We start from the raw sequence: 25,578 nt of genomic DNA on the forward strand, positions 1-25,578 counted from the left end.
CCTCGAACATCACCGGAGAGGGCAACGCGTGACGCCCCCGGCCCTCACTCGCCTGAAAGGCTGCCAGCACTGGTTACGGAGCCGTGTGCCTGTCTGAGCACGTTCGGCTGTACACCGACAGGCGGGCCGCCGGCGCCATCACCGCCGAGTTCGCCGGAAAGCCGGTCAGTGCCTGCTCTTGATCTCCCACAGCGTCTGTTCGATCGGGCCCGCCAGTACGTCGACGAGGCCGTATCGGCCTCGCGCATCACTGTTTTCCTTTTCTGTGGTTTCGCGATTCACCTCGCTTTTTCGCGTGATAGATTCCGCCATATCCACGCCATGTGCATTAAATCGCCAATAAATGGCGACGCAGCGGGCCTCTCTTGTATAGCTGTCGATTGCGTTGTTTTCTTTCAAGTCGGAACGGTAGACAATGGAGTCGCCGCCCTCCTCCTGCAGCCATTTAGGGAGCTTGGCACCGCGCCAGGAATACCGGACGGGCTCGGATTTCCCCAAGCCGAGCCGGTCTTTGCGCGCAAGACTCGCGGTGGCGTAGAACGCCAAATGGTCGTACGGCGTGTCAATGGGAAGCTGGACGACCGTTCGAGCGACTGCCTCGTCGTTTGCCTCGATCCAGTTGCCGGTGGGAATCCATGGCTGCGCCGCCACCAGTTGACCGGGCTGGTAGACATCTCTGCGAGAGAGCGGGAGCTTCTCCCGGTATTTGCTCCAATTTTCGGCATCGGCACGCCACTGTGTGTGGAGCCGGTCACTCTTGCTCAACGGGGCCTTTTCTCCCATGGCGTGAAACTCGGTACCGAGCACGTAGAAACCCACATCGCTGTGGTTCTCAAGCGTGATGTCGACCGGAACGGCGAACGCCTTGCGGTCCTTGCTCAGCACCGCCTTGCCCACTGTCAGATGCACAAGAGGTTTGGCTCCGCGCCGATACGGTTGATACAGGTTCTGGTAGCTGAAATTGCCGACGCCCAGGATCGTGGAGACGATCAGCGCTGCAGCAACCCGCTTCGGAGCAGGGATCTCGTCCAATGTCCGCCACACCACGACAACAGCCAAAATTGAACCCACCGTGAGCACACCGAACAGCACCGGGAAAACGACTTTTTCGCCATCGCTCCATGTCTGAACCAGGAGCAAGGAGTTCGTCAACAACGCCACTCCGGTGCTGATCAGCGCGACCACTCCGAGGTTGGATACCGGCCCCCGCACCCAGTAGTCCGCGACCGCGGCAACGCCCAAGAACATGATGAGAGCCACCACCATGAGGGCTGCTCCGGTCATGCGGCCCGTGAAAGTCAGAGCCTCGTTGAAATCCTGGCGGCCGCACCAGCCCACCGGCACTGCCGTCAGGAGCAGGACCAGCAGGACCCCTGCCATTTCTACCCGCACCCATTTGGATTTCGGCAGGCCCCGCCGCTCGAGCACCGTCGCGCCGGAACTTCCTTCGGCAGAACTCGTCACACGATCACCTCCTGGCGCCGCATCGGGATCCGAGCACCATCGTCCGAGGTGATCCACACGCCCGCCAAGCGCGTGCCTCCGGTCGGCCCAAAAGTCTGTGCGGAGGCCGTAGGCACGCACCCTCTGTGACGCGCAGCCGATGGCGACAGACCCTGACGAGATAGTTCGAGTGAGCGTCCGACGCACCGCCAGTGACAAAGAGCGGACGACGGCCGAAGACCCCCGATTGTCGCGGCTGCGTTTCACCCCACCTGGCTTTCCGGTGCCCTCCCACAGGGCGATGTGCTCCACGAAGCGGTCGAGGGCGGCACCGTGCCGGTGCTTCCCATGGGGAGGGCAGCCGATGGTGTCGCCGGGGTGGGCATCGAAGACCGTGCCGTCGCGGGTGCCGATCAGGGCGATGCCGGAGACCAAGTACGGGGTCTGGCCCATGGCGTGGGCGTGCCAGTGGATCCGGGCGCCCGGGGAGAAGCGGACGGGGTTCGCGCGCGTCCGGGACGGTTCCTGGCCGGCGACGATGACGTCTCACCACACGTCACCGGTGAGCCAGGCGGCTGGTGCCTTGCTGGTGGGTGGTACTTGATGAACTCCATGACGAGCCTCTCAGTGCGTTTGCGTGCCCGGGGAGATACAGCCCTGTCCACCGTCGACCGCTACTACAACCGGCCACCGGCCGCGCTCGGCGACGCCGGATGGCCCCGTCGATGCCGGCTTCGACGGTGAAGTGAATCCTGTACGGCATTTGCCCTCCCCGTGGCCTGTGGTCGCCACCATCCTCAGGGCGCCCGGTGTGAGAGGGCAGGTCAGATTTCGCCGTGCATTTGAACCAGATGGTCTTGCCGCCCGCGGGTCCTGATGTCTGGCAGCCGGCGTCCGAAGACCCATCACTGAGCGCTCAATGCGATCAGCCGCTCAGGTTCAGGGCTCGGGTCAGATCCCGCTTGGCCTCACGCGCGGCTTCGAGATCGGACCGGGTGTCGTCGAGCGAGGCGGTCAGTCCGACGTTCTGCTGCTCCAAACTGGTGATTTTCCGTCGAAGTTCGTCAATGTCGGCCGGGACACCCAACCCCGACTCCCGGCCTGAGTACCCATTGCCTGCGACAGCCGCTTCTCGAGCTGCTGGACGCGGGCGGCCAGGCGGGCGTTGCGGGCCTGGGCGTTGACGAGGTCGGCCTGGAGCGAGGCTCGCACCCCCATGGGAGGAACAGGCGCGCGCTGCCGGGCTGATCCTGGAGTCCGTGGACGAGCGTCCCAGCGAGCCCGCCATGTGGGAACGCCTCTACCGGCTGTGGATCGGTCACGCTGACGAGCTGCGGCGCGAACTGGCCGAAGTCCCGGCGCAGAACTTGCTGATGGAGGCACACCGGATGCTGCCCGTCCTTCCTGGCCGCCGCGCTGCCCTGCTGACCCTGCGACGCGCTCGCACGTCACCGGCCGCGCCCGATGCGGCCGGTACGATGGCCCAGCCCAGCCACCCCCAGGGCGGGCTATCCGTGCCCACCGAGAGGACCCCGCAGTGAGCCAGAACCGCCCCACCCGTGCGGCGGTGTTCTCGGCCGGCTCGTGGGGAACGGCCATCGCGAAGCTCCTGGGCGACGCCGGCACCAGCGTGGTCATGCACGCCCGCCGGGATGAGATCGCCGACGGGATCAACACCCGGCGCCGGAACGTCGGCTACTTCCCGGACATCGCACTGCCTGCCGCCCTGACCGCGACGACCGATCAGACCGTCGCGCTGGACGGAGCCGGTTTCCTGGTGCTGTCCATCCCTGCCCAGACCCTGCGCACCAACCTCGCCACCTGGGCACCCGACATCGGACCCGACACCGTGGTCGTGTCGCTGATGAAGGGCATCGAGCAGAGCAGCGGGCTGAGGGCGAGCCAGATCATCACCGAGGTGGCCGACGTGAGTGCGGACCGGGTCGCCGTGCTCTCGGGCCCGAACCTGGCACGCGAGATTATGGAAGGCCAGCCCGCCGCGGCCACCGTCGCCAGCCCGCCGCGGCCACCGTCGCCTGCCCGGACGCGGAAGCCGCCCGCCGCTTCCAGCAGGCGTGCCACACCCCGTACTTCCGCTCCTACACCAGCACCGATGTCATCGGCTGCGAGTTGGGCGGCGCGGTGAAGAACGTCATCGCCCTCGCGGTCGGCGTCGCCTCGGGTATGGGCCTGGGAGACAACGCGACGGCCATGCTCATCACTCGCGGGCTGGCAGAGACCACCCGGCTGGCGGTCGCCATGGGAGCCCGCCCCGCCACCCTCGCCGGGCTGGCCGGCCTGGGCGACCTCGTCGCCACCTGCTCCTCGCCACTGTCCCGGAACCGCACCTTCGGCACCCTCCTCGGCCGCGGCTTGAACGTCGAGGAAGCAACAGCCGCCACCCGGCAGACCGCCGAGGGTGTCAAGAGCGCAGAGGCCGTTCTCGCCCTGGCCCACGCTCACGACATCGAGATGCCGATCACCTCCGTGGTCTCCGCTCTGTTGCACGAGAAGGTCACCCTGATCGAAGCTGCGGCCGCGCTGATGCAGCGTCCCCCCAAGCCCGAGCGTTGACCCCCGGCCGCTCGCTACACGGGCCGCCCACCCCTTCGGCTTCGCCAACCTCCCCGGAGGTTCCTGCCATGCTGTCCGCTGCCCCGATAGCCCTCACCCTCGGCCTGGTGGCCTGGATGGTCACCGGCTTCACCCCCCTGCCCGTCCGCTGGCTGCGCTGAAAGATGTGCTTGATGTCGTTCTTTGGGAACTCCTACTGACCTTCAAAAGGTGGTGCAGTAGGTTGACCGCGTTGGTCCGCTGGGATCGGGACGACCGCCCGGTACGGCGTTTGTGCAGGTGTTCGCGGATGGCGCGTGAGGAGTACGCCTTGCCGGCCAGGACCACATTGGGCCGGGTGCGAGGCCGCCCCCGCGGGCGGGTACGCACAGGCGAGCCATCACGTCGGGGAAAGCAGGTGCATCACCGGCCTGCCCGGCAGTCAGCACGAAGGCCAGCGGCCGGCAGCGGTCGTCGGCTGCGAGGTGGACCTTCGTCGTCAGTCCTCCGCTGGACCGGCCGACGGCATGGTCGTGCGGCTCGTCGGCCGGGCCCTTTTTTACGAGCCCCGGCCGCGTGCTGATGCGCGCGCACGATCCTGGAGTCCACCGAGACCGCCCCGTTCAGGTCCTCATCGGCATCGGCCTGTGCCATCGGAGTGAAGACATCCTCCCAGGTGCCGTCAACGGCCCACATCCGCAACCGGTCGCAGACCCCGCGCCAGTCCCCGTGCTTCTCCGGCCGGTGCACCCACCGCAACCCCGTCTGGAACTTCCAGGCGATCGCATCGATCACCTCACGGAGATCCCGCCACCGCCTACCTCGCCCGAGCGTCCGGTCCGGCAACAACGGCTCGATCCACGGCCACTCCGCGTCGCCTAACGGCGCACCTGAACCAACGATCAGAGGAACCGAACGGAACGGCTCAGGTGTGATGTCCGGCATGCGCGCGGGCAAGTCGCGGTTGCAGGCCGCTCGCACGCGTGGATGAGCGGGTGCTCCCCGGCTGCTCCCCGGCGACTCCGCCACGAACTCAGCTGGACGGCGTGAGCGGGGACCACATGCCGAGCCACTGCTCGGCGCCCCATGCCTCGAACCGCTCCACCTCGGTGAACCCCAGCTTCGCCGCGAGGCGCATCGAGCCGACGTTGGCGGTCTGGGTGGTGAGCACCACTGGCCCGCCGGGAAGGACGCCGTCGAACCAGCCGAGTGCCGCCGCGCACGCCTCGGCCGCGTACCCGAATCCCCACGCCCGCGGCAGGAACAGGTAGCCGAGATCGGCCTTGCCCGCGGCAGCCGGGCGGCGGTGCCCGGTTGCTCTCCTGAGCAGGATCTGGCCGATCATCGCCCCGTCGAGATCAACGACGAAACTTCCGGGCCACTGCTCGGGCACCTCAGGCGTCTCGCGCTCGAGCTCGTCACGCGGGCGGGGGCCGCCGAGGTAGGTGTGCACCTCTGGCGAGGCGAGCAGCTCGATGAACGTCGCACGGTCCCGCGCCTCGGGCTCACGGAGCACGAGCCGCTCGGTCCGAATCGGCTCGGGCGGCCAAGCCACGACTCCAAGATCTTCCATCCGCCGCACGCTAACAGATGGTCAAAACAACCGAACACGAAGTCGCATGAGACAGTGATGAGAGCGCCGTGAGGCGCCGACCGGAAACTGCACGAGGAGAACGAACGACTCCGCGATGAAGTCGCCTGGCCCTCGGACAGCTCCGCGATCTCCGCCGAGGCATTACGGTCGGACGAGGGGGGCCTTCAGGGCCTGTTCGGGTTTCTGACCAGCATCTGTAGCGCCTTCACCAGTCGCACCGCTTCCTTCTCGCCGAGCGGGGCGAGGAACTCGCGTTCCGCCGCCTCGCGGGCGTCCTCTGCATCGGCCCGCACCCGCCTGCCCCGCTTCGTCAACTCAACGACGTTGCGGCGGCGGTCCTCCTCACTGCGGCGCCGCTCCACCAACCCCTTTGCCTCCAGCGCGTCGATGAGCGCGACCATCGTCGTGCGGTCCACGCCCAGCCGCCGCGCGGCCTCCAGTTGCGACAGCGGGCGGCCCGCTGCCAGGACCGCGAGCACCGCCAACTCTCGTGCGTCCAGCCCGAATGGGGCCAGTGCGGGCCCGGCGTGCTCCGCCAGCCGCAACTGCGCGTGCTTGAGCAGGTAGCCCAGCCGCGTCTCGAGCAGTTCCTCGACCGTGGGCCCGCCGTCGCCATTTTCCGCCATTCCGGCATCTTAACCATCGCCCTGATAGTCAGCAGTACTGACGATCCACTATGTTGATGGTTATGTCTGTTGATCAGCCCCGGCGCACGCTCCGCTTCGGCGTCAAGACGACGCCCATGCACCTGGCCTACGACGAGATCCTCCGCGTCTGGGAGGAGGCCGACGACCTACCCGAACTGGACGACGCCTGGCTGTGGGACCACCTGATGCCGCTGGCCGGACCGTCCGGCGGTGCCGTCCTGGAGGGCTGGACCTTGCTGTCCGCGCTGGCCGCTCGCACCACTCGGCTCCGCCTCGGCCTGCTCGTCACCAGCAACACGCTGCGAACCCCCGCACACCTCGGAAAGATCGCCACCACCGTGGACGCGATCTCCAACGGGCGCCTGATCATGGGCCTGGGCGTCGGCGGCACCCGACAGCCCGACGGCCCCAACCCGGCCGTTGCCGAGTACGCCGCCTACGGCCTCCCGCTCCCGAGTCCCGGTGAGGGCCTGTCCCGCCTCACCGAGACAATCACCATCCTGCGCCGCATGTGGACCGAGGATGTCTTCGACCACGACGGCCCCTTCACCACCCTGCGCGGCACCCGCAACGGCCCCGGCCCGGTCCGGTCCGGCGGCCCTCCGCTGCTGCTCGGCGGCTGGGGCGACCGCACGCTGCGCATCATCGCCGAACACGCCGACATCTGGAACGTCCCCGGCGCGCCCCACAACGGCGCCGACTGGATCGCCGAGCGCGCCCGCGTCCTGGACGCGCACTGCGCGGCGATCGGCCGCGACCCCGCCGAGATCACCCGCTCCGCGCAGATCATCGTCGACTACGCCGACCCCGCCGCCACCCGCACCCACGTCCGCGCACTCGCCGCCGCCGGCATCCGGCACGTCGTGCTCGCGCTGCCTCGCCCGTATCCGGACAATGCCGCCCGCTGGCTTGTAGACGAGATCGTCACCCCTGTCCGTGAGAGCGGTGCCTGACGGTGTCTCCGCTACTCGGCCGCGCATCGCCCCCTGCCCCGGCAGGCTCCGGGGCACGGGCCGCGAGGGCGGCGCATAAGGCCCTTCGGGGCCGGCCAAGCGGCCCAAGGCCGACGACCGTGACTTTGCCCGTACTGGAGTCACTGCTGCTGGAAGGTGCGATGGCTCAGGGCTGGGCTGACGAGCGACGGACGTTCTCGTGCGTGCGGCGGCGATCGCAGACAACCGGGGACGTCGTTAATCAGTCAGCGGCGTGGGAGTTGCTGCGCCCGCACGGCAGGCCCTGGGCGCGGGTGACGTGGTCGGCGAGATAGAGCATGACGCCTTCGGGGTCCGCGCCGAGGGCCGCAGCGACGAGCTTGCGATCGAGGGTGTTCACCAGGTCGGCGAGTCGGGTGTTCCGCAGGGTTCGGGGTGGGTCGCCGCAGGGGTCCAGGAGGTGGCTGAGCCAAGGGTTGTCCCGCAGCCGCCAGACACTGATGAGACGATCCCGGTGCGGCTGGTGTGATCGCGGCATGAGTGCCTTGACAGCCCTGGTTCCGGCAGTTGGTGACGATCACTCAATCCCGAGGGGCTCGATACCTAGGTCCTCACGCATGAGACGACGCATCTGAGCCATGGCCGTGCGCCGCTGTTCAATCAGGGGTGCTTCCTCGGCGGACCCGACAGCCACACCCCGGGCGTAGGCGTCGCGTATCGTACGCCAGCTGTGAAACGCCCCATTCCCAGCCGCCACGACCTGGGGCGGGCCCACGAGCCAGAGGCGCTCACTTGCTGTGTAGATACCGGTGCCACGGAAGGCTTCGCGCACGGCGGCATCGCGCGCCGAGTCGGACACATTGTCGCCCAAGGCGACGGCGCGTATCTCTTCACCTGCGGCTTTAAGGGCGGAAACGAACTCGGTGTACACCTCGCGCCTTACCTCCAGCGCGTGTCTGGCCTCCTCCCGCCGCCACCGATTGCGATCGGCGATCAGAGTGGCCGAGATGCCGATGACGGCACCAGCCAGTGTAGAGAGCAGAGGCATCCAGTCCATGTGCCGCAGCTTGTCTGAACCACTGCGTCAGCACCAGTGGTTTCGCTGCGCACGCGGGCACAGCCAGCTTGGTGAAGCAGCGCGGGCACGACCGGTGACGGGGGTTATCAAAGACGGCTCCGACGCCGTGATCACACCAGCCACGGCGAGATCGTCTCATCAGCGATCGGCAGTTACGGGGCAGACTTTGGGCAGATGAGGCCGGCGCCCGGCCAATCCTGGTGATCCGGGTAATGATCAAGGGGCTTGCCAAGATTTCCGGCACGAATGTTGGCGTGCAGCGTGGTGTACGCGTCCCTAACCTTCTTGATCACATGTTGGGCAGCCTGCGCCCCGAGCCCTTCGGCCCTGAGGTGCGCGTACGTGTTCTTGCGCAGCTCGTACTCACGCGGCACATCGTTGACAAAGGCCACGTCAGAGACCCAGTTGGCCAGATCGTTGACCGTGCGCAGAGTCGAGAGCAGTGCCGACGCCTGGGCGGCATCCGGCATCAGCCTGACCTGCGTCACCATCTTCACGCCCAAGACCATAGCGTTGATCTATGTCACCACGCTGGGAGTCAAACCCCAACATCCGCAGGGGCCGCACGGTCGTCCACACCCTCCACGCCCACTTGGTCTTCACGTCCAAGTGCCGGCGGGGGCCATTCACCGACGAGATCCTTCTACGCTGCGAAGAGATCATGCGCGCCGTCTGCGCCGACTTCGAAACCGAACTGGTGGAATTCAACGGCGAACGCAATCACGTCCACCTGCTCGTGCACTACCCGCCCAAAGTCGCCGTGTCCCGGCTCGTCGGCTCACTCAAGGGCGTATCGGTCCGAAGGCTCCGGCAGGAGTTTCCCGACCACATCCGCAAGTACCTGTGGGGTGACCACTTCTGGTCCCCGTCCTAATTCGCCGCGTCCTGCGGCGGCGCCCCCTCGGCGATCACCAAGGAGTACATCGAGAACCAGAAGCGCCCCGACTGAGGTCAACAGCGCCGCCCCGTGCCCCGGTGCGGGTCACCCCCATCTTGAGAAGCGCTTCCCCACGGCCGCAAACGGCCGGTATTCCACGCTACTGAACTTGAAAGCGTGATGTCGGTTCCTGGGATCAGGTGGTCACCGCTTGCGATTGGGGCTCCACTCGTAAGCTCCTGGTGCCGTCTCGATGACTTCGCGGGGCCAGGCCAGTCGGACCTGTTCCAGGCGCCCGCGGTGCTCGGCGATCCAGTCTTCCTGGGGTCGGGTTCCCAGGGCTGTCGTAAGGCGGTCCGGGTCGCTGACCTGGATCGACAGCCAGCCGTCTTCGTGCACGTGGATGTCGAGGCTCAGGCCGCGGTCTCCGCCGATGCTGACCGTCTGGCCTGGTCCCAGGTTGGACAGCTCCTGCTCCCAGGAGTCCAGGTCATGCTGGAAGAGGTAGAGGTCGAGCCGGGCGTCGACGAAACTCGCGGAGACGAGCACGTCCGCGTGCAGAATGTCGTGGCCGGTCAGCACGCCCGGTTGGGACCGTCCTGTGACGCGCACGAAACAGCGGTTCCCATCCGGATCGGCGAGGTGGATCAGATCCATCGGAGCGGGTTCCGTCATTGCGTTGCTCGCTTTCGTGCGCTGGCGTGGGCTGCATCGTCTCCTATCGCCGGACGAGCGACACAGTCAGGCCCAGGCCTGGAGAGTCACGTGCCCAGGGGCCAAGCCGGTGCCGGCAAGACAGCCGTCAATCACGTCTGACCGGTACTGGAGTTTCTTGAGCCGATGCTTGACCGCGCGGGTGACTTGGCTGAGGCTGGCGGCGGCAAGGTTGCCGATGTCGCGCTTGACCAGGGACCACACACCCTCGGTTGGGTTGAGGTCGGGCGCGTAGGTGGGCAGCTGAACGACGGTAAGCCACTCGGCGTTCGCGTCGATGAACTCGCGCAGCGGCTTCGTCAGATGCAGTCGGACGTTGTCCCAGACCAGCACGATCGGGCCACCCAGCTGGATGCGGGCCCGGACGATCAGATCACGGAAGTCGCGCCAGCCGAAGCCCTTCGGCTGGTCCTTGCGCCCGGCGTACTCCCGGACCGCATAGAACAGCCGGGACCGCTCACCAGGCTTGTAGCAGGTCATGCCCACCACCGACACTCGCCCGGAACCGCGGCCGCGCACCCGCACCACCGGCGTGCAGCCCCGGCGGCACCAGGTTCTGGCACGCGGCGGAGTCATCGACTGCCCGGCCTCGTCCTCAAAGACGATCCAGGCCCCCCGCTCCGCCGCGATGCTCTTACCCGCGGCCATGTCTCCTTCTTCCAGACTTCGACTGAGGTGTCGTCCCGCTCGATTGCCCTCCGGGCAGGCTGCTGCCACGACCAGCCACGCCGCTTGAGCAGCAGCCATGTGCCCTCGACCGTGTACGAGACGTGGAACAGGCGACCGATCAGTGAGCTTTTTCAGCGTTGCCGCTCCAGGGTGAGGATGGCGGCGGCGATTGACGTCATTCGATTCGGGCTGCACCGGGCGGCGGACGATGCGCCAGGACTTGAGCCGGGCGACGCCGCGTTCGACTGGTGCCCGTGCCGCGGACAACGCACGGTTGACCGTTTGCTGGGTCGGGGTGAGCTCGCGGCCTGGCAGGCGCCTGAGGGGTGCCGCGCTTGGGCGGATTGACGTGGAGATCACGAAGCCCAAAACCGGACAAACAAGGAAAAGATCGCGCCGCGGATCTTGCGCGACACCAGCGAACCCCTGAGGATCGACGGCGGCGGGACACACGTTCGATTTTGCTTAGGGGGAAAGTGAAGGCACGTTTTGTCGCACCGCTTCTCGCAACGGGGGCCCTGCTGCTGTCGGCCACCACGGCGTCGGCTGCACCGGCTCCGGTCGGGAGCACGGGCAAGGTCACCGTGAAGAATTCTGGTGTGTACGTGTGGTGCACGTTCCAGGGCGAGAAGCCAGCTCACTCACAACGGGGGACTGATCGCCCAGGGGCACTACACGGGTTGCTCGACTCCGGCGCCCGACAAGTGCCGGGCCCAGGTCGATCTTCAGCGGCTCGAAGCCTATGACGGGCACTGGCACGCGGTGAAGCACAAGGACAGCGGGTGGACGAAGTGCAGCGGCCGTGTGACGACGAAGCCGCTCAAGTGCGTGCATGATGGCCACAAGGAGACGTACAACACGCAGGTGACGCTTCAGGTCGAGTACCACGGACGCTTCAGCGACCCCGGTATCACGGACTCGAGCAACACCTACGTGGACTGCTGACGAAGGAGCCCCATGGAGTTCGCGTTCGAGGCCGTTGATCTGGAACACATTCGTCGTTTCTGGAGCCTCGTTCCCGGAATGGACGGCCTGACGATCTCCCAGGGGCCGGTGTCGTCCATGCGGCCGGTCACTAGTCCACTCGTCGGAACAGTCCAGGAACTGGCCGAGACGCTGACCGCCATGGGGGGCCGGGTGCTGGAGTGGGACGAAGGTGGATGGGCTCTGATGGCTGATCCCGAGGGGAACGAGTTCTACGTCCGGCCGCCGGAGGATCTGTAGGCGCCGATCCTGGAACGTCTCACTGAGGTCTTTCAGCGTGCCTACTGATCGGGTGACGACGCAGTTGTCTGCAACGGACAAGGCTCCCGTGCCGGTGAGGGAGGTGTTCGATGTCTCAACTCGCCAGCGCGGGAGCCTTGTTGGTTTCCTACCCTGCCGCACTCGACCTGCCCCATGCCCTGGTCGAGTGGGTCACCATGCTCATCGTCACCCGCGAGGGTGACCGCCGCTGCAAGCTCCCGCCGCACCAGCGCGCTCTGATGCCGATCTGATCGCACGGGACGACGGGCACTTCATGGGCCCGGGCCTGTCCTGGACGGAACTGGTCGCCGCCGCGGACAATGCCCTGCCCGGCGGGACCACTGCAGACCCCCATGCCAACCTCCTGCTTCTTCTGCCCGCGCTCGGCGACGACACAGTCCCCGAGCAAGCCGTTCATCGGCTGGCGGCCGCGCTGAGAGCACGCTTGGGGGCGAGGCCCCGCAGCCACTCGCCGCCGCTCTCTTGGAAAGCCAGGGGCCGTCAGGTCCTGCGCATTGGGCCACTGCCCATGGCGGCGTCCGGATCAACAATGGCAGGTACTCCTTCCATAACCCCGCCGACGACTTCGCTCTGGCAGAGGACCGTCTGGCGCGTGTGTCCGCCCCGCTGACCCCGTGACCGGCCGGCAGCACCGGCCGGCCCTCGGATGGTCACGCGGTGGCTGAAGTGATCACGGCGTCCGGGGTCAGTCCGCTGAACGGGGCTATTCAGGAAGGCTCCTGCCGACCCCATCATCGATCACCCGGGGCCGTCGCTCGCGCTCCGGCCCCGCCTGCGGTTGCGCAAGGTAGCGGCGTCCTGGCCGACACCGCCCACCATCTGCTGCTGGCCTGACGGCGGGGCCGTGCCGGCGGCAGTTCAAATGCCGGGCGAAGAACCGGGCCGCGTCGTCCACCTCGAACCACGGAGTACCGGCGTGCCCGCCCAGATTGGCGTGCAGCGTCTTCTCCTTGGTGCCGAAGGCGTCGAACAGGTCCAGGGTCGGCTGCCGTTCCATCCCTTCGTCGTCCCACTGCATCAGGAACTGCAGCGGAAGCATGACCTGCCGGGCCTCTTCGCGCAGGGTTTCGGGCACGAAACCCTGGCCGAAAAAGACGGCGGCCGAGATGCGCGGCTCGACCAGCGCCAGCCGAATGCCGGTGGCGGTCATCCCGTTGTACCCGACCGGGCCGTCGATCTCGGGCAGCGAAAGGAGGGCGTCCAGGGTGGTCCGCCATTCCGGGACCGCCTTTTCGACCAGCGGGAGGATGAAGGCGTTGAGGATCTCGTCGACCGGCTCGCCGGCCTGCACTGCCCGGCGGAGGTCGGCGCGGGCCTGCTCATCGGCGGCGGAACGGGGCCGGTCACCGTGCCCGGGGGCGTCGATGGCGGCCGCAGCGTAGCCGTACTCGGCCGCGTAGTGCCGGGCCCGGGCCACCAGCCGCCGTTCCCGCTTGTGCAAGCCGCCGTTGTGGCTGATCAGGATCAGCGGGGCTGGGGCGGATCCAGGCGTCCACAGGACGCCGGGGATCTCGCCGAGGGTGAATTCGCGTTCGAGGACGCCGTTGTCGAGGCGCTGTTCGGAAGTGAATCGCACGGTCGTGCCTTTCGGGAGTACTCGTGAACGGCGCTCCCGGACGACCTATCGTCCGACCGTGACCCCGGAGGGGAGCACCCATGTCGATACTGTGTTCACGGGTACCACCTCCTTGTTCTCTCGCACGGCCTCCGGAAAATTAGCAGTGGTCGCCGTGGTACGCCAACGGATTTTCGCGGAAGCTCCCTGTCCGGATGCCGCTTCACCACGTAGGACACGCTCTTGGAGGGCTCGTCGAGCGGTTGTTGCGAGCTGTCCGTACTCGACCCGGCATGCTCCTGCGCGAAGCCGCTCAGTACGCGATGCGGCGCCCGGACAGGGCGCGGCTGCACACAGCGCGGCAACGGCGAGGTCGCCGGGGATGCCGAAGAACTACCGCACCAGCTGCGGCCACGACACCCAACCCCAGGTCGTCTGCTCGTCTTGCGGCGAGCCCCTGCGCCAGGAGGACACAGTCGGACGCACCGGCCCCCGGCTACCCGGCCCGATTGCTCGACGCCCCCGAGGTGAGCAGACGCTTCACCCCTGACCAGCCCACCGAATCCTCCAGCAGTCCATGACCCCGACAGCCTGAGGAACAGGCCAGAGACCTGGAGGGCGTCGATCCTTCAGCAACAAGTCGCCGACGACGGCAACGCCATTGCCCTGATGCGCCGCGCCCGATTGCGGGCGGAGCATCAGGCCGAGCAACTCCAGGCGGCACCGGTCACAGGGCTGGCCATCAAGGTGCAATGGTCGCTGTTCACGAGGATCCAGTGGCGGATGCCGCAGCAGACCGGCTTCTTCCAGCCGCTCCTCATGGCACACACCGGCAAGTGGGTGATCCCTGATCCGGTATGCGTGAGGAGCGCGAGCGGATGGCACGCTGTCCGGAGCCGGGCGGAGGACGCACAGGACGGCCGGCCCAGGGCGCCCGACGGGCGGGCAGGGGCCGGCGGGCTGGAGACCCGCCCCGCCCGTAGCCGCGCGGACCGCAATCGACATACTGTCCGCTGATCGCTTGATCGCCGCACGGTCACCGACCCGGGACCGGCCGGGGAACGGCGGTATCCGGAAAAGGCGGGGAGTGGGGGGATTGTCGTGGGGCTGATGGACCGCATCCGCGGTGAGTTCATCGACATCATCGAGTGGACCGACGACGGCCGGGACACCATCGTGTGGCGCTTTCCGCGCTACGGCAACGAGATCAAGATGGGCGCCCGGCTCGTGGTGCGCGAGTCGCAGGTGGCCGTCTTCGTCAACGAGGGCCGGCTGGCCGACGTCTACCAGCCCGGGACACACACCCTGTCGACCCAGAACATGCCGGTCCTGTCCACTCTGAAGGGCTGGAAGCACGGCTTCGAGTCGCCGTTCAAGGCCGAGGTCTACTTCGTCACCACCAGGCAGTTCACCGACTTCAAGTGGGGCACGCAGAACCCGGTGATCCTGCGGGACGCCGACTTCGGCATGGTCCGCCTCCGTGCGTTCGGCACCTTCGCCGCCCAGGTGGTGGACGCCGCCGCGCTGCTGCGCGAACTGGTCGGCACCGACCCGCAGTTCCGCACCGAGGAGGTCGGCGAGCACCTGCGGCAGCTGACCGTCTCCAAGCTGGGCTCCGCGCTGGGCTCGGCCGGCGTGCCGCTGCTGGACCTCGCCACCCGGCAGGACGGCATCGGGCAGCAGTTGGCCAAGGCGCTGACCCTGGAACTGTCCTCCACCGGCATCGCCATCCCCCGGTTCTACATCGAGAACATCAGCGTCCCGCCGGAGATCGAGGCGGCGATCGACACCCGCTCCCGGATGACGATCACCGGCAACCTGGACGACTACGCCAAGCTCCAGGCAGCCGACGCGATCCCGATCGCCGCCGCCAACCCCGGCACCGGGGGCGACGCACTCGGGCTGGGCGTGGGCATGGCGCTGGGCCAGCGGATCGTGCAGAGCACCTCCGGTGTGGCGGCTGCCCCGGTCCCGCCGGCGCAGGCCCCGGCACAGCCCGCCCCCGCCGGGGCCGATGTCCCGCCGCCGCTGCCCACCACGCCGCGCTGGTTCATCGCCGTCGGCGGACAGCAGCAGGGCCCGTACGACGAGAGCTCGCTGGCCGGGCAGGTGGCGGCCGGCAACCTGACTCGTACCACGCTGGTCTGGCGCAGCGGGCAGGCCGCCTGGCAGCCCGCGGACCAGGTTCCGGAGCTGACGCGGCTGCTCGCCGACGTCCCGCCGCCGCTGCCCCCGCAGGGCTGAGATCCGCCACCCGGAACCTCCGGCAACAGGCAACAAGGAGAAGCGAGTTGACGGATCAGGACGTCGCACCTGCGCCCGACCGGGCGTTCCAGTGCGAAGCGTGCGGCGGAGTCAGCGAGTACGCGCCCGGGACGTACGCGCTGCGCTGCCCGTACTGCAGGCACGAGCAGGACATCACGCCGGTACCGCGGCAGGTGACCGAGCACCCGATCGAGGAACTGGCCGCCCTGCCCCGCCGCGCGTCCGCGCCTGACCGTGTCAAGGTGTACACCTGCCCCGGCTGCCACGCGGTGACCGAGAGCGACACGCTCAGCGACAAGTGCCCGTTCTGCGCCACCCCACTGGTCGCGGATGCCTCCGCCACCGAACGCGTCGTACCCGAGGCCGTACTGCCCTTCGGGGTGGGCCGGGAGCAGGCCCGCGACGCGCTGGTCAAGTGGACCAAGTCCCGCTGGTTCGCGCCGGACGAGCTGAAGAAGGTCACCGAGGCGGAGACCTTCCGCGGCAGCTACCTGCCCCACTGGACCTACGACGCGCAGACCACCACCCACTACACCGGCGAACGCGGCGAGCACTACTGGGTCGAGGAGGAGGACTCCGAGGGCCGCACCCGGCGGGTGCGGCACACCCGCTGGCACCGCGCGTCAGGGACGGTCGGCCGATTCTTCGACGACGTGCTGGTGCCCGGCAGCGGCCAGGTGCCGGAGAAGGACCTGGACAAGCTGGCCCCCTGGCCGCTCGAGGAGACGGTTCCCTACCAGGAGGAGTACCTGGCGGGCTTCCGCACCGTCCGCTACGACGTCGAGCCGGAGGCCGGCCTGGAGTCGGCGAAGGCACGGATGGCGCCGGTGATCCGCGCCGACTGCAAGCGGGACATCGGCGGCGACGAGCAGCGGGTGCACTCGACGTCCACCTCCTACAGCGGCCTCACCTACAAGCTGGTGTTGCTGCCCGTCTGGTTCCTGACCTACCTCCACGCCGGCAAGGCGTGGCCGGTGATGGTCAACGCCCGTACGGGTGAGGTCATCGGCGAGCGGCCCTACAGCGCGATGAAGATCACCCTGGCATCGGTCGGCGGCGCACTGCTGATCGCCCTGGTGGTGCTCCTCGTGGTGATGCTGCGCAACTGAGGCCGCCGTCGTCGGCCGGGGTCTGCCGAAAGGCCCAGGCCGACGGGGGTGCGGGCGGGCCCCCGGCTGCGAGGCGTGGAGCAGCATGATCAGCCGCCACATCATCTGGCGGAGGATCCGAGCGGTGCGTCACGACAGGACGAAGGCCTTCCGATGCGGCGCTGGATCGGGCTCGTGAGGGGCACGTCGGCCTTAGAGCGAGCTGTACCGGAACGGTCGCTGAGGTGACTTCGGTTGGTCAGCCTGCTGTCGGGCTGTGCGGGACCTGCGCTCGCCTGAACCCGTGACTCCGCTCGACTTTCGCCACATGCAGCGTGTAGCTCTGGTACCACTCGGCTTGCCCGCGCTTTTGCGCCGCGCGGTGCTCGGCGTTGCTCCGCCACTGCGTGAGGGCGTCGGCGTCGCGGAAGTACCCGACGGTGATGCCCAGCCCGCCAGGAGTCTGCGCGTGGTCCATCCCCAGGAACCCGGGAACGTCCTTCACCAGGTCTTCCATGCGGGCGTTGGTCTCGCCGTAGCCGCTCTGGTCCTGGGTGCGCACCGTAGTGAACACGGCCACGTAGTAGGGGGGTTCGAAGGCCTGGACGGGTGCTACAGGCGCTTCCGAGTGGTCGTTCATGGCGCCACCGTAGGGGTCGGCGGGCCTCCTTGTCGGTAGCAACCGGCATTGCGGTATACGTCAGTCGGTTGTCGTGCCGAGTGCTCCGATCCAGTCGCGTACCGTCGCGGCCGTCGTGCGCGCGTCTTCTTCGAGCATGCTCAGGTGGCTGCCGGGGACGTCCGCCGTGTCGTGGGCACCTGGCCAGGCCGACCGCCAGCGTTTTGGCATGTCCGGCAATGGCTGTGTGGCACGTACGAAGAGGGTGGGCACGCCCGTCGGCTGTGGCTGCCAGGAACGGAACATCCGGGTGTACGCGCCCAGCGACAGCAGCGTCAGGTCGTCGACCGCGTGGTCGAACTGCTCGCCCATGGCCAGAGGCATCCGCGCGGGCAGGGCCAGCAGCCAGGGTTCGGCTTCCCGGTCGGGCGTGATGTGGTAGGTGTCCACGAGAACGAGTCCGGCCGGCGGGTCGCCGTCGGCCGCCAGCCGTTCGGTGACCGCGTGTGCCGCCGTACCGCCCATGGAGTGGCCCACGACGACGTACGGGCGGCCGCCGAGGTGACGTCGCACCGTGGCCGCGTGCAGCCCGGCCAGCGTCTGCAGGTCCCTCGCCACGGCGTCCCCGCTGTCGACGCCGGGATGCCGCAGCTCGAAGACGTCCCGCTCGCCGTCGAAGAGGGAGGCGAGCCCCGCGTGCCAGGGCCGCCCCAGGGTGGGGGCGAAGCCCGGGACGCAGACGAGCGCGGGGCCGCCCGCGCCGGTGGCCGGGCGCAGCGGCGACAGCTCGTGCCGGTCGGCGTCATCGCTGCCGAAGGTGGGCGCGCCGAGGGACGCGGTCACCAGCAGGTGCATGGCTGAGACCACGTCGCCCGTCTCGCAGACCTTCCGGTAGAGAGCGGGGAGGGTGTGGGCGGCGCGCCGGTCGGGGGCGGGGAGCCGGCGCGGAGGCTGGGAGGTGGCTGTCCCTGCCGTGGTCGGTGCCGAAGTCGCACCGAGGAGTGAGGAGGCGGAGTGGCCGGCGGCCCGTGCTGCCGCGGGCATGTCCGTGTCCGGTCCGTCCGGCGCCCCTTCGGGCAGGGAATCGCTCAACTCCGCGTACACGTGGGCGGCGAGCTCCTCCACGCTCGGCCTGTCGTACACGACGGTGGCCGCCAGCGGCACCCCGGTCAGCAGGCTCAGCCGGTTGCGCAGCAGCACGCTCATCAGCGAGTCGAGGCCCAGTTCGGGAAAGCCGCGGTCGACGGCGCTCGCGTCCGTGTGGCCGAGCACCGCGGCGGCCTCGGCGCGGATCAGGGCCTCGAGCGCCGTCGCCCGCTCGGGGGCGGGAAGGTCGGCCAGCCGGTCGCGCCAGGCTCCTTCGGTTCGCTCAGGGGTACCGTCTCCGGCCGGATCGGACGACGCCGTGGGCCGGGCCGGACGCAGTAGCCCACGCAGCGGCGGTGGCAGGGGTGTTCCGGCGGCCAGTGCTCCGGGCGTGCGGTTGAGCGGCAGTGGCGCCAGGAGCGGCTCGGTGCCGGCCAGTGCGGCGTCGAAGAGCGCCAGGGCCTGTTCGGGGGAGACGGGACGGACCGCGCCGCCGCGGACCCGGCCGGTGCGGGCCGCCATGCCGTCCGCGTCGGCCCACGGTCCCCAGAGCAGCGACAGGGCGGGCAGGCCGAGCGCGGCGCGGTGACCGGCGAGGGCGTCCAGGAAGGAGTTCGCCGCGGCGTAGTTGGCCTGGCCCGGGTGGCCCAGCAGACCGGCTGCCGAGGAGAACAGGACGAAGTGCGTCAGGGGCAGGTCCTTCGTGAGCTCGTGGAGATGCCAGGCGGCGTCGGCCTTCGGCCTCAGGACGGCGGCCAGTCGTTCGGGCGTCAGCGCCTCCAGTACGCCGTCGTCCAGGACTCCGGCCGTGTGCACCACGGCGGTGAGGTCCGGCCCGAACCTCGTTATCAGTTCGTCGAGTTTGGTGCGCTCGGCAGTGTCGCAGGCCACCAGGGCCACCTGTGCGCCTGCCCGCTCCAGGTCGGTTTGCAGGGCCCGCGCACCGGGCGCCTGCGGTCCACGCCTGCTGACGAGCAGCAGGCGCCGAACCCCGTGTCGGCCGACCAGGTGCCGGGCCAGCAGTGCGCCCAGGGACCCGGTGCCGCCGGTGACCAGGACGGTGCCTCGGCCGAACGAAGCCCCGGCCGTGGCCGGGTCGGCGGCCGTCAGCCGCGGGACGCCGAAACGGCCTTCCCGAATGGACAGTTGGGGCTCGCCTGTGGCCACGGCAGCGGGCAGCAGGCGCAGCGATTCGGGCCTGCTGTCCACGTCCACGAGCGTGAGGCGCCCGGGATACTCCGCCTGTGCGGCCCGCAGCAGCCCCCAGACCGTGGCCGCGGGCAGGTCGGGTGCCTCGTCGGCAGCACCGCGTGTCACCACGACCAGCCGTCCGGGGCCGGCGAGTCTCGTCCGCGCCAGTTCCAGGGCCCGTGACGCGAGCGCGTGCGCAGCGGCGGCGGGGTCGGCGCCCGCGGTGGTGGCGGACAGGGAGGCTACGACGGCTTGCGGTACGCCCTCGGCCCGGGACGCGGCTCCCGTGCCCGCCGCATCCTCCTGTGGGAGCACCCCGGTCAGGCCCAGGTCGTCGGTGTTCGTCACCGAGAGGGGGGTTGCCTGCGCCGGGATCGGCAGGTTCGCCCAGTGCAGCCGGTACAGGTCTCTGACCGGCACGGCGCCTGTCTGCGGGACCGGGCGCGTGGTCAGCGATTCCAGAAGAGCGACGGGCGCACCGGAGGGTGTGGCGAGGTCCACGCGGATCGTGGCGGGACCGGTTGTCCTGATCCGTGCGCGCACCTGCGCGGCCCCGCTCGCGTAGAGCGTCATCCCCTGCCAGGCGAACGGCATCCGGGCCTGGCCGGCGGGCGGGTCGGTGAGCAGCGCGGCGTGCAGGGCGGCGTCGAGCAGCGCCGGATGGACGGCGTGGCGCCGGGCCTCCTCCCCCGGCACCGGGCCGACTTCTGCGAACAGGTCTTCGCCGCGCTGCCACAGGGCCTTGACGCCCCGGAGCGCCGGTCCGTATGCATGGCCGGTGGCGGCCAGTTGCTCGTAGGCGCTGGTGAGATCCACGGCCTTGGCGTCCGGCGGTGGCCAGGCGGCCGGCGTGGCCACCGCGTGGTCGCCGGTCTCGGTGGCGGGGCCGAGTCGCCCGGTGGCGTGGTGGGTCCAGGCGCCCAGCGCGCCGGCGTCCTCGGGCCGGCTGTACACGTCGACGGTACGGCGACCGGTGTCGTCCGGTTCTTCCACGACCACCTGAACCTGGATCCGGTCGCGGTCGGCGGCGGGCAGGGGCAGCGGGGCCAGGTGGACGAGTTCCTCCAGTACGTCGAGGCCACAGGCGTCACCTGCTTGCAGCACCAGGTCCGCGAACGCGGCGCCGGGCAGGAGAGTGTGTCCGGCGACGACATGGTCCCGCAGCCATGGCTGGGCCGCGCCGGACAGCAGCCCACCGCACAGCAGGCGATCGGTGCCCGGCACGGTGGCTGTGTGGGTGAGCACTGGATGGCCGTCAGCGGCGCCGGTGCCGGTGGTGGTGCCGGGCAGCCAGTAGCGCTGCCGCTGGAAGGGGTAGGTCGGCAGGGCGACGTGGCGGGCGCCGCTGTCCGCGTAGACCCGCCGCCAGTCCACCGGCAGACCGTGGACACGGAGCCGGCCCAGCGCGGCGAACATCGTCTGCGGCTCGGGCCCGGTGGCGGCGCGGCGGGCGACGGCCGTGCACAGGAGTCCACCGCCCGAGTCGGCGAGGTTCGTCACCGTCTGGGCCGTGAGCTGGGCATCCGGGCCGATCTCGACGAATGCCGTCACCCGGCCCTCGTCCGCCAGCCACCGCACGGTGTCCCCGAAACGCACGGCCTCCCGGGCATGCCGTACCCAGTGGTGGGCGGAGCGCAGTTCGTCGGTGGTCGCCGGTCGGCCGGTCAGGCCCGAGAGCACCGGGATGCGAGGCGCGCGATACGTCAACTGTTCCGCGAGGCGCGCGAATTCGGCGAGCATCGGCTCCGTCAGCGTGGAATGGAAGGCGTGGCTGACCCGCAGTCGGGTGGTGCGGCGCCCGCGCGCGGCGAACTCTGCCGCGAGCGTGAGGACGGGACCCTCGGCGCCGGAGACGACGACCGCGCGGGGGCCGTTCACGACCGCGATCGCGACCCCGTCGGTGAGCCGGCGTGCCACCTCCGCCTCGGTGGCGTCCAGCGCCACCATGGCACCGCCCTCGGGGAGCTCTCGCATCAACCGTCCCCGAGCGGCGACCAGATGCACAGCGTCCTGTTCGGACAGGACCCCCGCGACGTGGGCCGCGGCCAGTTCGCCGACGGAGTGCCCGGCCAGGAAGTCGGGCCGCACGCCCCAGGACTCCAGCAGCCGGAACACGGCCACTTCGAAGACGAACAGGGCGGCCTGGGCGAAGTCCGTACGATCCAGCAGCCGGCCCGCGTCCGCTTCCCACATCACCGAGCGCAACGGGCGCTCCAGATGGGCGTCGAAGCGCTCGCACAGGGCGTCGAAGGCGGCGGCGAAGACCGGGAAGGTCTCGTACAACTCGCGTCCCATACCCGTATGTTGGGCGCCCTGGCCGGTGAACAGCACGGTGAGTCGGCCGGCGGGGCCCGTCGCGTGTGGCTCGGCTGACTCGGCCAGGGAGTCCAGGGCACTCAGCAGGCTCGCGCGGTCGTCGGCGGCGAGCGCGGCCCGGTGGGCGAGGGTGGCCCGGGCGGTGGCATGGGTGAAGGCCACGTCCAGCGGGTCGAGTTCGGGACGCTCCCGCAGGGCGGTGGCGGTCCGCTCGGCCTGAGCCCGCAGGGCGGCCGGACTCGCCCCGGAGAGCAGCAGCGGGGGCGTGGCCATCCGGCCACAGGACGTAGGGACGGCGGCGCGCGTCGTCCCGGACTCCTCCAGGATCACGTGCGCGTTGGTTCCGCCGATGCCGAACGCCGACACGCCGGCCCGGCGGGGACGCCCGGCCCGCGGCCGCCACTCCTCCTGCCCGGTCAACAGCCTTATGGTGCCCGACGACCAGTCAACCCGGGGCGACGGCTGGTGTGCGTGCAGGGTGCGCGGGAGGATGCCGTGCTGCATCGCCAGGACCGTCTTGATGACGCCTCCGACTCCGGCCGCGGCCTGCGTGTGGCCGAGGTTGGACTTCAACGAGCCCAGCCACAGGGGGCGTTCGGCGGACCGGCCTGGACCGTATGCGGCCAGCAGCGCCTGGGCCTCGATCGGGTCGCCCAGCGCGGTGCCGGTGCCGTGCGCCTCGACGGCGTCGACATCCGTCGGCGACAGCCCCGCGTCGGCGAGTGCCGCTCGGATCACCCGTTGCTGCGCGGGCCCGTTGGGCGCGGTCAGACCGTTGGAGGCGCCGTCGGAGTTGACGGCCGAGCCGCGCAGCACGGCCAGCACGGGATGCCCGTTGCGGCGTGCGTCGGACAGCCGCTCCAACAGCACCAGGCCGACGCCCTCGCCCCAGGCGGTACCGTCCGCCACCGCTGAGAACGGCTTGCACCGGCCGTCCGGGGCGAGCCCGCGCAGCCTGCTGAACGCCAGGAACGGCGCGGGCGTGGCCATCACGGTCACTCCGCCGGCGAGGGCCAGCGAACACTCACCGTCGCGCAGGGCCCGCGCGGCCGAGTGGATCGCCACCAACGACGACGAGCACGCCGTGTCCACGGTCACGGCCGGTCCGCGCAGGCCGAGGGTGTACGCGATCCGGCCGGAGGCCACGCTGCCCGCCGACCCGAGGGCGAGATAGGCCTCCAGCTCGTGCCCTGCCTGGTGCAGCAGACGGCCCGCGTAGTCGCTGTGCATGACACCGACGAACACGCCGGTGTCGCTGTCGCGCAGCCCCGACGGGTCCAGGCCCGCCCGCTCCAGGAGCTCCCAGCCGGTCTCCAGCAGCAGCCGCTGCTGAGGGTCGGTGGCCAGTGCCTCACGGGGCGACATGCCGAAGAACGCGGCGTCGAATTCGGCGGCCCGGTGCAGGAAGCCGCCCCTGCGGGTGACGGACGTGCCCAGACGGTCGGGATCGGGGTCGTACAGCACGGCCTCGTCCCAGCCGCGGTCTGCGGGAAAGTCGGAGGTCGCGTCGATGCCGTCCGCGAGCAACCGCCACAGGTCCTCCGGGGACTCCACCCCGCCCGGATATCTACAGGCCATGGAGACGACGGCGATGGGCTCCCCGGACTGCGCAGCCGCTTCGCCGCTGGACGTGGTGCCCCTCGCCCCGGTGCGGAATGCGCCGCGCAGCGCGTCGTGCACGAGCCGCGCCACGGCGGCGGGCGTGGGATGGTCGAACACGAGCGTCGCGGGCAGATCGAGACCGGCCGCTGTGCCCAGCCGGTCGCGCAGCAGCACACCGCCGAGCGAGGTGAGCCCGAGCGCTGTGAACGGCTGGTGGGGATCGAGGTTCCGGGCGGCCAGGTCGGCCGTCCGCGCCGTCTGCTCGAGCACCAGGTCGAGGACGGCGTCGGGCACCGCCGACAGCCGTGCACGGAGCTCGGCCGAGGCGGTCTGCCGGTCCGCCGCGAGCCGCTGCACCAGCTGCTCGGCGAGCGCCGCCCTGACGATCTTGCCGGACGGGGTGCGGGGGACGGACATGGTCTCGTAGATCTCGTCCGGTACCTTGAACCCGGACAGCCGCTCCCGGCAGATTTCGAGCGCCTGCGCCGTGTCGACGCCGTCGGGTCCGGGGACGACCAGGGCTACGGGCACCTCGCCCAGGACGTCGTGCGCTCTGCCGACCACGGCCGCGTCGGTGATGCCGGGGCAGACAAGCAACGCCTGCTCCACCTCGGAGGGGTTGACGTTCTGACCGCCCCGGATGATGAGCTCCTTGACCCGGCCGGTGACGCGGAGGGAGCCGTGCGGCAGGCGCCGCCCGAGGTCCCCGGTGCGGTACCAGCCGTCGGTGAACACCTCGGCCGTGGCCTCGGGACGGTTGTGGTAGCCGCTCATCAGGCCGGGACCGCGGACCCAGATCTCCCCCTCGTCCCCGTCGGCGACCTCGGCACCGGTGTGCGGGTCGGCCAGCCGGACGGTGAGCCCCTCCAGCGGAGGACCGCTGGAATCGTCGTCACGGGGCCCGTCGAGCCGGTCGACGGCGATCTTGCCGCAGGTCTCGGTGGAGCCGTAGCCGTCGAGCAGCGGGGCGGCGAGTACGCGGCCGATCTCGGCCTTCAGCTCGGGAGGACAGGGTGCGCCCGCCGTGACGCACACCCGCAGCGAGGAGGGCACGGCGCCCGGCGTGTGCCGCAGCGATTCCAGCAGCAGACGGTAGGTGGCGGGCACCCCTGCCACCATGGTGAACGGCTCCACGGTGAGCGCCTCGGCGACGTTCCCGCCCCGCTCCAGCAGATACGCACTGGCACCGACCGAGACCACCCCGAGCAGGCACAGCGAGTGGGCGTAGCAGTGGAACATCGGCAGGGGCCACAGCAGCCGGTCCCGCTCCTCCAGCCCGTACGCCGGCACATAGGCCGCCGCCACCGACCAGAGGGCGGAACGCTGTGTGGAGACGACGCCCTTGCTCTCCCCGGTTGTGCCCGAGGTGTACAGGATCCAGGCAGGATCGTCGAGGCCGAGATCATCGCGAGGCAGGAGACCGGACTCCGTGCCGGCCAGATCCTCGAAGTCGAGCACATCGTGCGGCACACCGCCCTGGCCGACGGCGACCACCTGCGTACCGGGCCGGGCGGACACCAGTGGGAGGACCAGCGGCAACAGCTCCCCCTCCGTGATGACGACGGTCGCGCCGCTGTCGTCAAGGAAGTGCGCCAACTCGCCCTCTGCAGCATCGGTGTTGAGCATCACGCCGATGGCCGCGGCGCGAAGGACACCCAGACATGCCTCCACCGTCTCCACGCGATTGCCGAGATGGACAGCCACGCGGTCCCCGCGCCGTACCCCGAGCCGTGCGAGATGCCCAGCCAGCCGACCCGTGCGTTCTTCCAACTCCCGGTAAGTGACGGCTCGACGGGCATCGCGGTAGGCGGTCTTGCCTCCCAACCGGCCCGAGTGCCCCCGTAATGTGCCGGGCAGCGCACGAACCAACTCGGCCTGGAATTCAGGCATCCCCACCCCTTTGATCGCACACTGGTCGCGGAAAACAGTACGTCAGTCGACCGCTGGTTCCCGGGCGCGGCGCACCGCGCCGGCCCTCGCCCGCCACCGCGGCCACCCGATATCGGGGCGAGCCCTGGTGCGCCTGCCGCAGACCCGGACCGGGGCCCTTTCCCACAGGAGGACTGTCGCCACAGGTGCTGAC

At 69.7% G+C, this 25,578-nt stretch carries 15 protein-coding genes and 7 pseudogenes; 9 read left to right on the forward strand and 13 right to left on the reverse strand.

The features are described 5' to 3' along the window. Positions 1 to 165 precede the first annotated feature (165 nt). Complete coding sequence (locus AC07CM_RS34465) at positions 166 to 1,896, reverse strand: cupin domain-containing protein (protein ID WP_478880414.1); 1,731 nt, start codon at positions 1,894 to 1,896, stop codon at positions 166 to 168. 806 nt (positions 1,897 to 2,702) lie between these two features. Between AC07CM_RS34465 and AC07CM_RS34470 the strand changes: the two genes are divergently transcribed. Together AC07CM_RS34470 and AC07CM_RS34475 are read left to right on the forward strand one after the other, a co-directional pair. Beyond that, a complete protein-coding gene (locus AC07CM_RS34470; protein ID WP_478880415.1) occupies positions 2,703 to 2,984 on the forward strand; it encodes a hypothetical protein in 282 nt (93 codons plus the stop codon). Continuing rightward, positions 2,981 to 4,017 (forward strand): annotated as a pseudogene (locus AC07CM_RS34475) (NAD(P)H-dependent glycerol-3-phosphate dehydrogenase). Before AC07CM_RS34470 ends, AC07CM_RS34475 begins: the two are co-directional and overlap by 4 nt. A 226-nt stretch (positions 4,018 to 4,243) precedes the next feature. Here the strand turns inward: AC07CM_RS34475 and AC07CM_RS34480 are convergent. The 3 genes and pseudogenes from AC07CM_RS34480 to AC07CM_RS34490 form a co-directional block, all read right to left on the reverse strand. After that, positions 4,244 to 4,899, reverse strand: a pseudogene (locus AC07CM_RS34480) (IS5 family transposase); the annotation flags it as partial. Between the two features lie 130 nt (positions 4,900 to 5,029). Continuing rightward, positions 5,030 to 5,569, reverse strand: a complete 540-nt coding sequence (locus AC07CM_RS34485) for a GNAT family N-acetyltransferase (protein WP_478880416.1) — start codon at positions 5,567 to 5,569, stop codon at positions 5,030 to 5,032. A gap of 185 nt (positions 5,570 to 5,754) precedes the next feature. Next, positions 5,755 to 6,216, reverse strand: coding sequence for a MarR family winged helix-turn-helix transcriptional regulator (locus tag AC07CM_RS34490; RefSeq protein ID WP_478880417.1), 462 nt, complete (start codon positions 6,214 to 6,216; stop codon positions 5,755 to 5,757). A gap of 62 nt (positions 6,217 to 6,278) precedes the next feature. Here AC07CM_RS34490 and AC07CM_RS34495 point away from each other — a divergent pair, with 62 nt between their 5' ends. Next, the gene (locus AC07CM_RS34495) at positions 6,279 to 7,190 is read left to right on the forward strand and encodes an LLM class flavin-dependent oxidoreductase (RefSeq protein WP_478880418.1); all 912 of its coding nucleotides are present in this window, start codon (positions 6,279 to 6,281) and stop codon (positions 7,188 to 7,190) included. A gap of 241 nt (positions 7,191 to 7,431) precedes the next feature. Here the strand turns inward: AC07CM_RS34495 and AC07CM_RS34500 are convergent, their stop codons facing one another. The 3 genes from AC07CM_RS34500 to AC07CM_RS34510 all read right to left on the reverse strand — a co-directional run bounded on the left by AC07CM_RS34500 (position 7,432) and on the right by AC07CM_RS34510 (position 8,744). After that, positions 7,432 to 7,707: a hypothetical protein gene (locus AC07CM_RS34500; protein ID WP_478880419.1), complete on the reverse strand. Its 276-nt coding sequence runs from the start codon at positions 7,705 to 7,707 to the stop codon at positions 7,432 to 7,434. 39 nt (positions 7,708 to 7,746) lie between these two features. Continuing rightward, complete coding sequence (locus AC07CM_RS34505) at positions 7,747 to 8,226, reverse strand: hypothetical protein (RefSeq protein ID WP_478880420.1); 480 nt, start codon at positions 8,224 to 8,226, stop codon at positions 7,747 to 7,749. A gap of 173 nt (positions 8,227 to 8,399) precedes the next feature. Beyond that, entirely contained in the window at positions 8,400 to 8,744 is a 345-nt protein-coding gene (locus AC07CM_RS34510) for a hypothetical protein (RefSeq protein WP_478880421.1), read from the reverse strand. Positions 8,745 to 8,767: 23 nt separating this feature from the next. On the opposite strand from AC07CM_RS34510, the pseudogene tnpA reads away from it, so the two are divergent. Continuing rightward, positions 8,768 to 9,196, forward strand: a pseudogene (tnpA, locus tag AC07CM_RS34515) (IS200/IS605 family transposase). A 132-nt stretch (positions 9,197 to 9,328) separates the two neighbouring features. Here tnpA and AC07CM_RS34520 read toward each other — a convergent pair. The 3 genes and pseudogenes from AC07CM_RS34520 to AC07CM_RS34530 form a co-directional block, all read right to left on the reverse strand. After that, on the reverse strand, positions 9,329 to 9,781 hold the full coding sequence (locus AC07CM_RS34520) for a DUF5959 family protein (RefSeq protein ID WP_478880422.1): 453 nt from the start codon (positions 9,779 to 9,781) through the stop codon (positions 9,329 to 9,331). An 84-nt stretch (positions 9,782 to 9,865) separates the two neighbouring features. Beyond that, positions 9,866 to 10,632 (reverse strand): annotated as a pseudogene (locus tag AC07CM_RS34525) (IS630 family transposase); the annotation flags it as partial. A gap of 6 nt (positions 10,633 to 10,638) precedes the next feature. Continuing rightward, a pseudogene (locus AC07CM_RS34530) lies at positions 10,639 to 10,819 on the reverse strand (transposase family protein); the annotation flags it as partial. A 492-nt stretch (positions 10,820 to 11,311) separates the two neighbouring features. Here AC07CM_RS34530 and AC07CM_RS34535 point away from each other — a divergent pair. From AC07CM_RS34535 to AC07CM_RS34545, 3 genes and pseudogenes are all read left to right on the forward strand, one after another. After that, positions 11,312 to 11,452: a hypothetical protein gene (locus AC07CM_RS34535; protein ID WP_478880423.1), complete on the forward strand. Its 141-nt coding sequence runs from the start codon at positions 11,312 to 11,314 to the stop codon at positions 11,450 to 11,452. Positions 11,453 to 11,464: 12 nt separating this feature from the next. Beyond that, positions 11,465 to 11,731 carry a VOC family protein gene (locus tag AC07CM_RS34540; RefSeq protein WP_478880424.1) on the forward strand — a complete coding sequence of 89 codons (267 nt, stop codon included), beginning with the start codon at positions 11,465 to 11,467 and terminating at the stop codon, positions 11,729 to 11,731. A 140-nt stretch (positions 11,732 to 11,871) separates the two neighbouring features. Continuing rightward, positions 11,872 to 12,000: pseudogene (locus tag AC07CM_RS34545) on the forward strand (IS5/IS1182 family transposase); the annotation flags it as partial. Between the two features lie 632 nt (positions 12,001 to 12,632). On the opposite strand, the pseudogene AC07CM_RS34550 reads toward AC07CM_RS34545, so the two are convergent. Then, a pseudogene (locus AC07CM_RS34550) lies at positions 12,633 to 13,349 on the reverse strand (dienelactone hydrolase family protein); the annotation flags it as partial. A 1,089-nt stretch (positions 13,350 to 14,438) separates the two neighbouring features. On the opposite strand from AC07CM_RS34550, the gene AC07CM_RS34555 reads away from it, so the two are divergent. Both AC07CM_RS34555 and AC07CM_RS34560 read left to right on the forward strand, forming a co-directional pair. Further along, on the forward strand, positions 14,439 to 15,572 hold the full coding sequence (locus AC07CM_RS34555) for an SPFH domain-containing protein (RefSeq protein ID WP_478880425.1): 1,134 nt from the start codon (positions 14,439 to 14,441) through the stop codon (positions 15,570 to 15,572). A gap of 47 nt (positions 15,573 to 15,619) precedes the next feature. After that, the gene (locus AC07CM_RS34560) at positions 15,620 to 16,702 is read left to right on the forward strand and encodes a TFIIB-type zinc ribbon-containing protein (protein WP_478880426.1); all 1,083 of its coding nucleotides are present in this window, start codon (positions 15,620 to 15,622) and stop codon (positions 16,700 to 16,702) included. 238 nt (positions 16,703 to 16,940) lie between these two features. Here the strand turns inward: AC07CM_RS34560 and AC07CM_RS34565 are convergent, their stop codons facing one another. Next, complete coding sequence (locus AC07CM_RS34565; protein WP_478880427.1) at positions 16,941 to 17,321, reverse strand: antibiotic biosynthesis monooxygenase family protein; 381 nt, start codon at positions 17,319 to 17,321, stop codon at positions 16,941 to 16,943. A 60-nt stretch (positions 17,322 to 17,381) separates the two neighbouring features. Next, positions 17,382 to 25,385 (reverse strand): alpha/beta fold hydrolase, encoded by an 8,004-nt coding sequence (locus AC07CM_RS34570; RefSeq protein ID WP_478880428.1) that lies wholly within the window; start codon positions 25,383 to 25,385, stop codon positions 17,382 to 17,384. Between the last annotated feature and the right edge of the window lie 193 nt (positions 25,386 to 25,578).

The organism is Streptomyces sp. NPDC044061 (assembly GCF_056434305.1).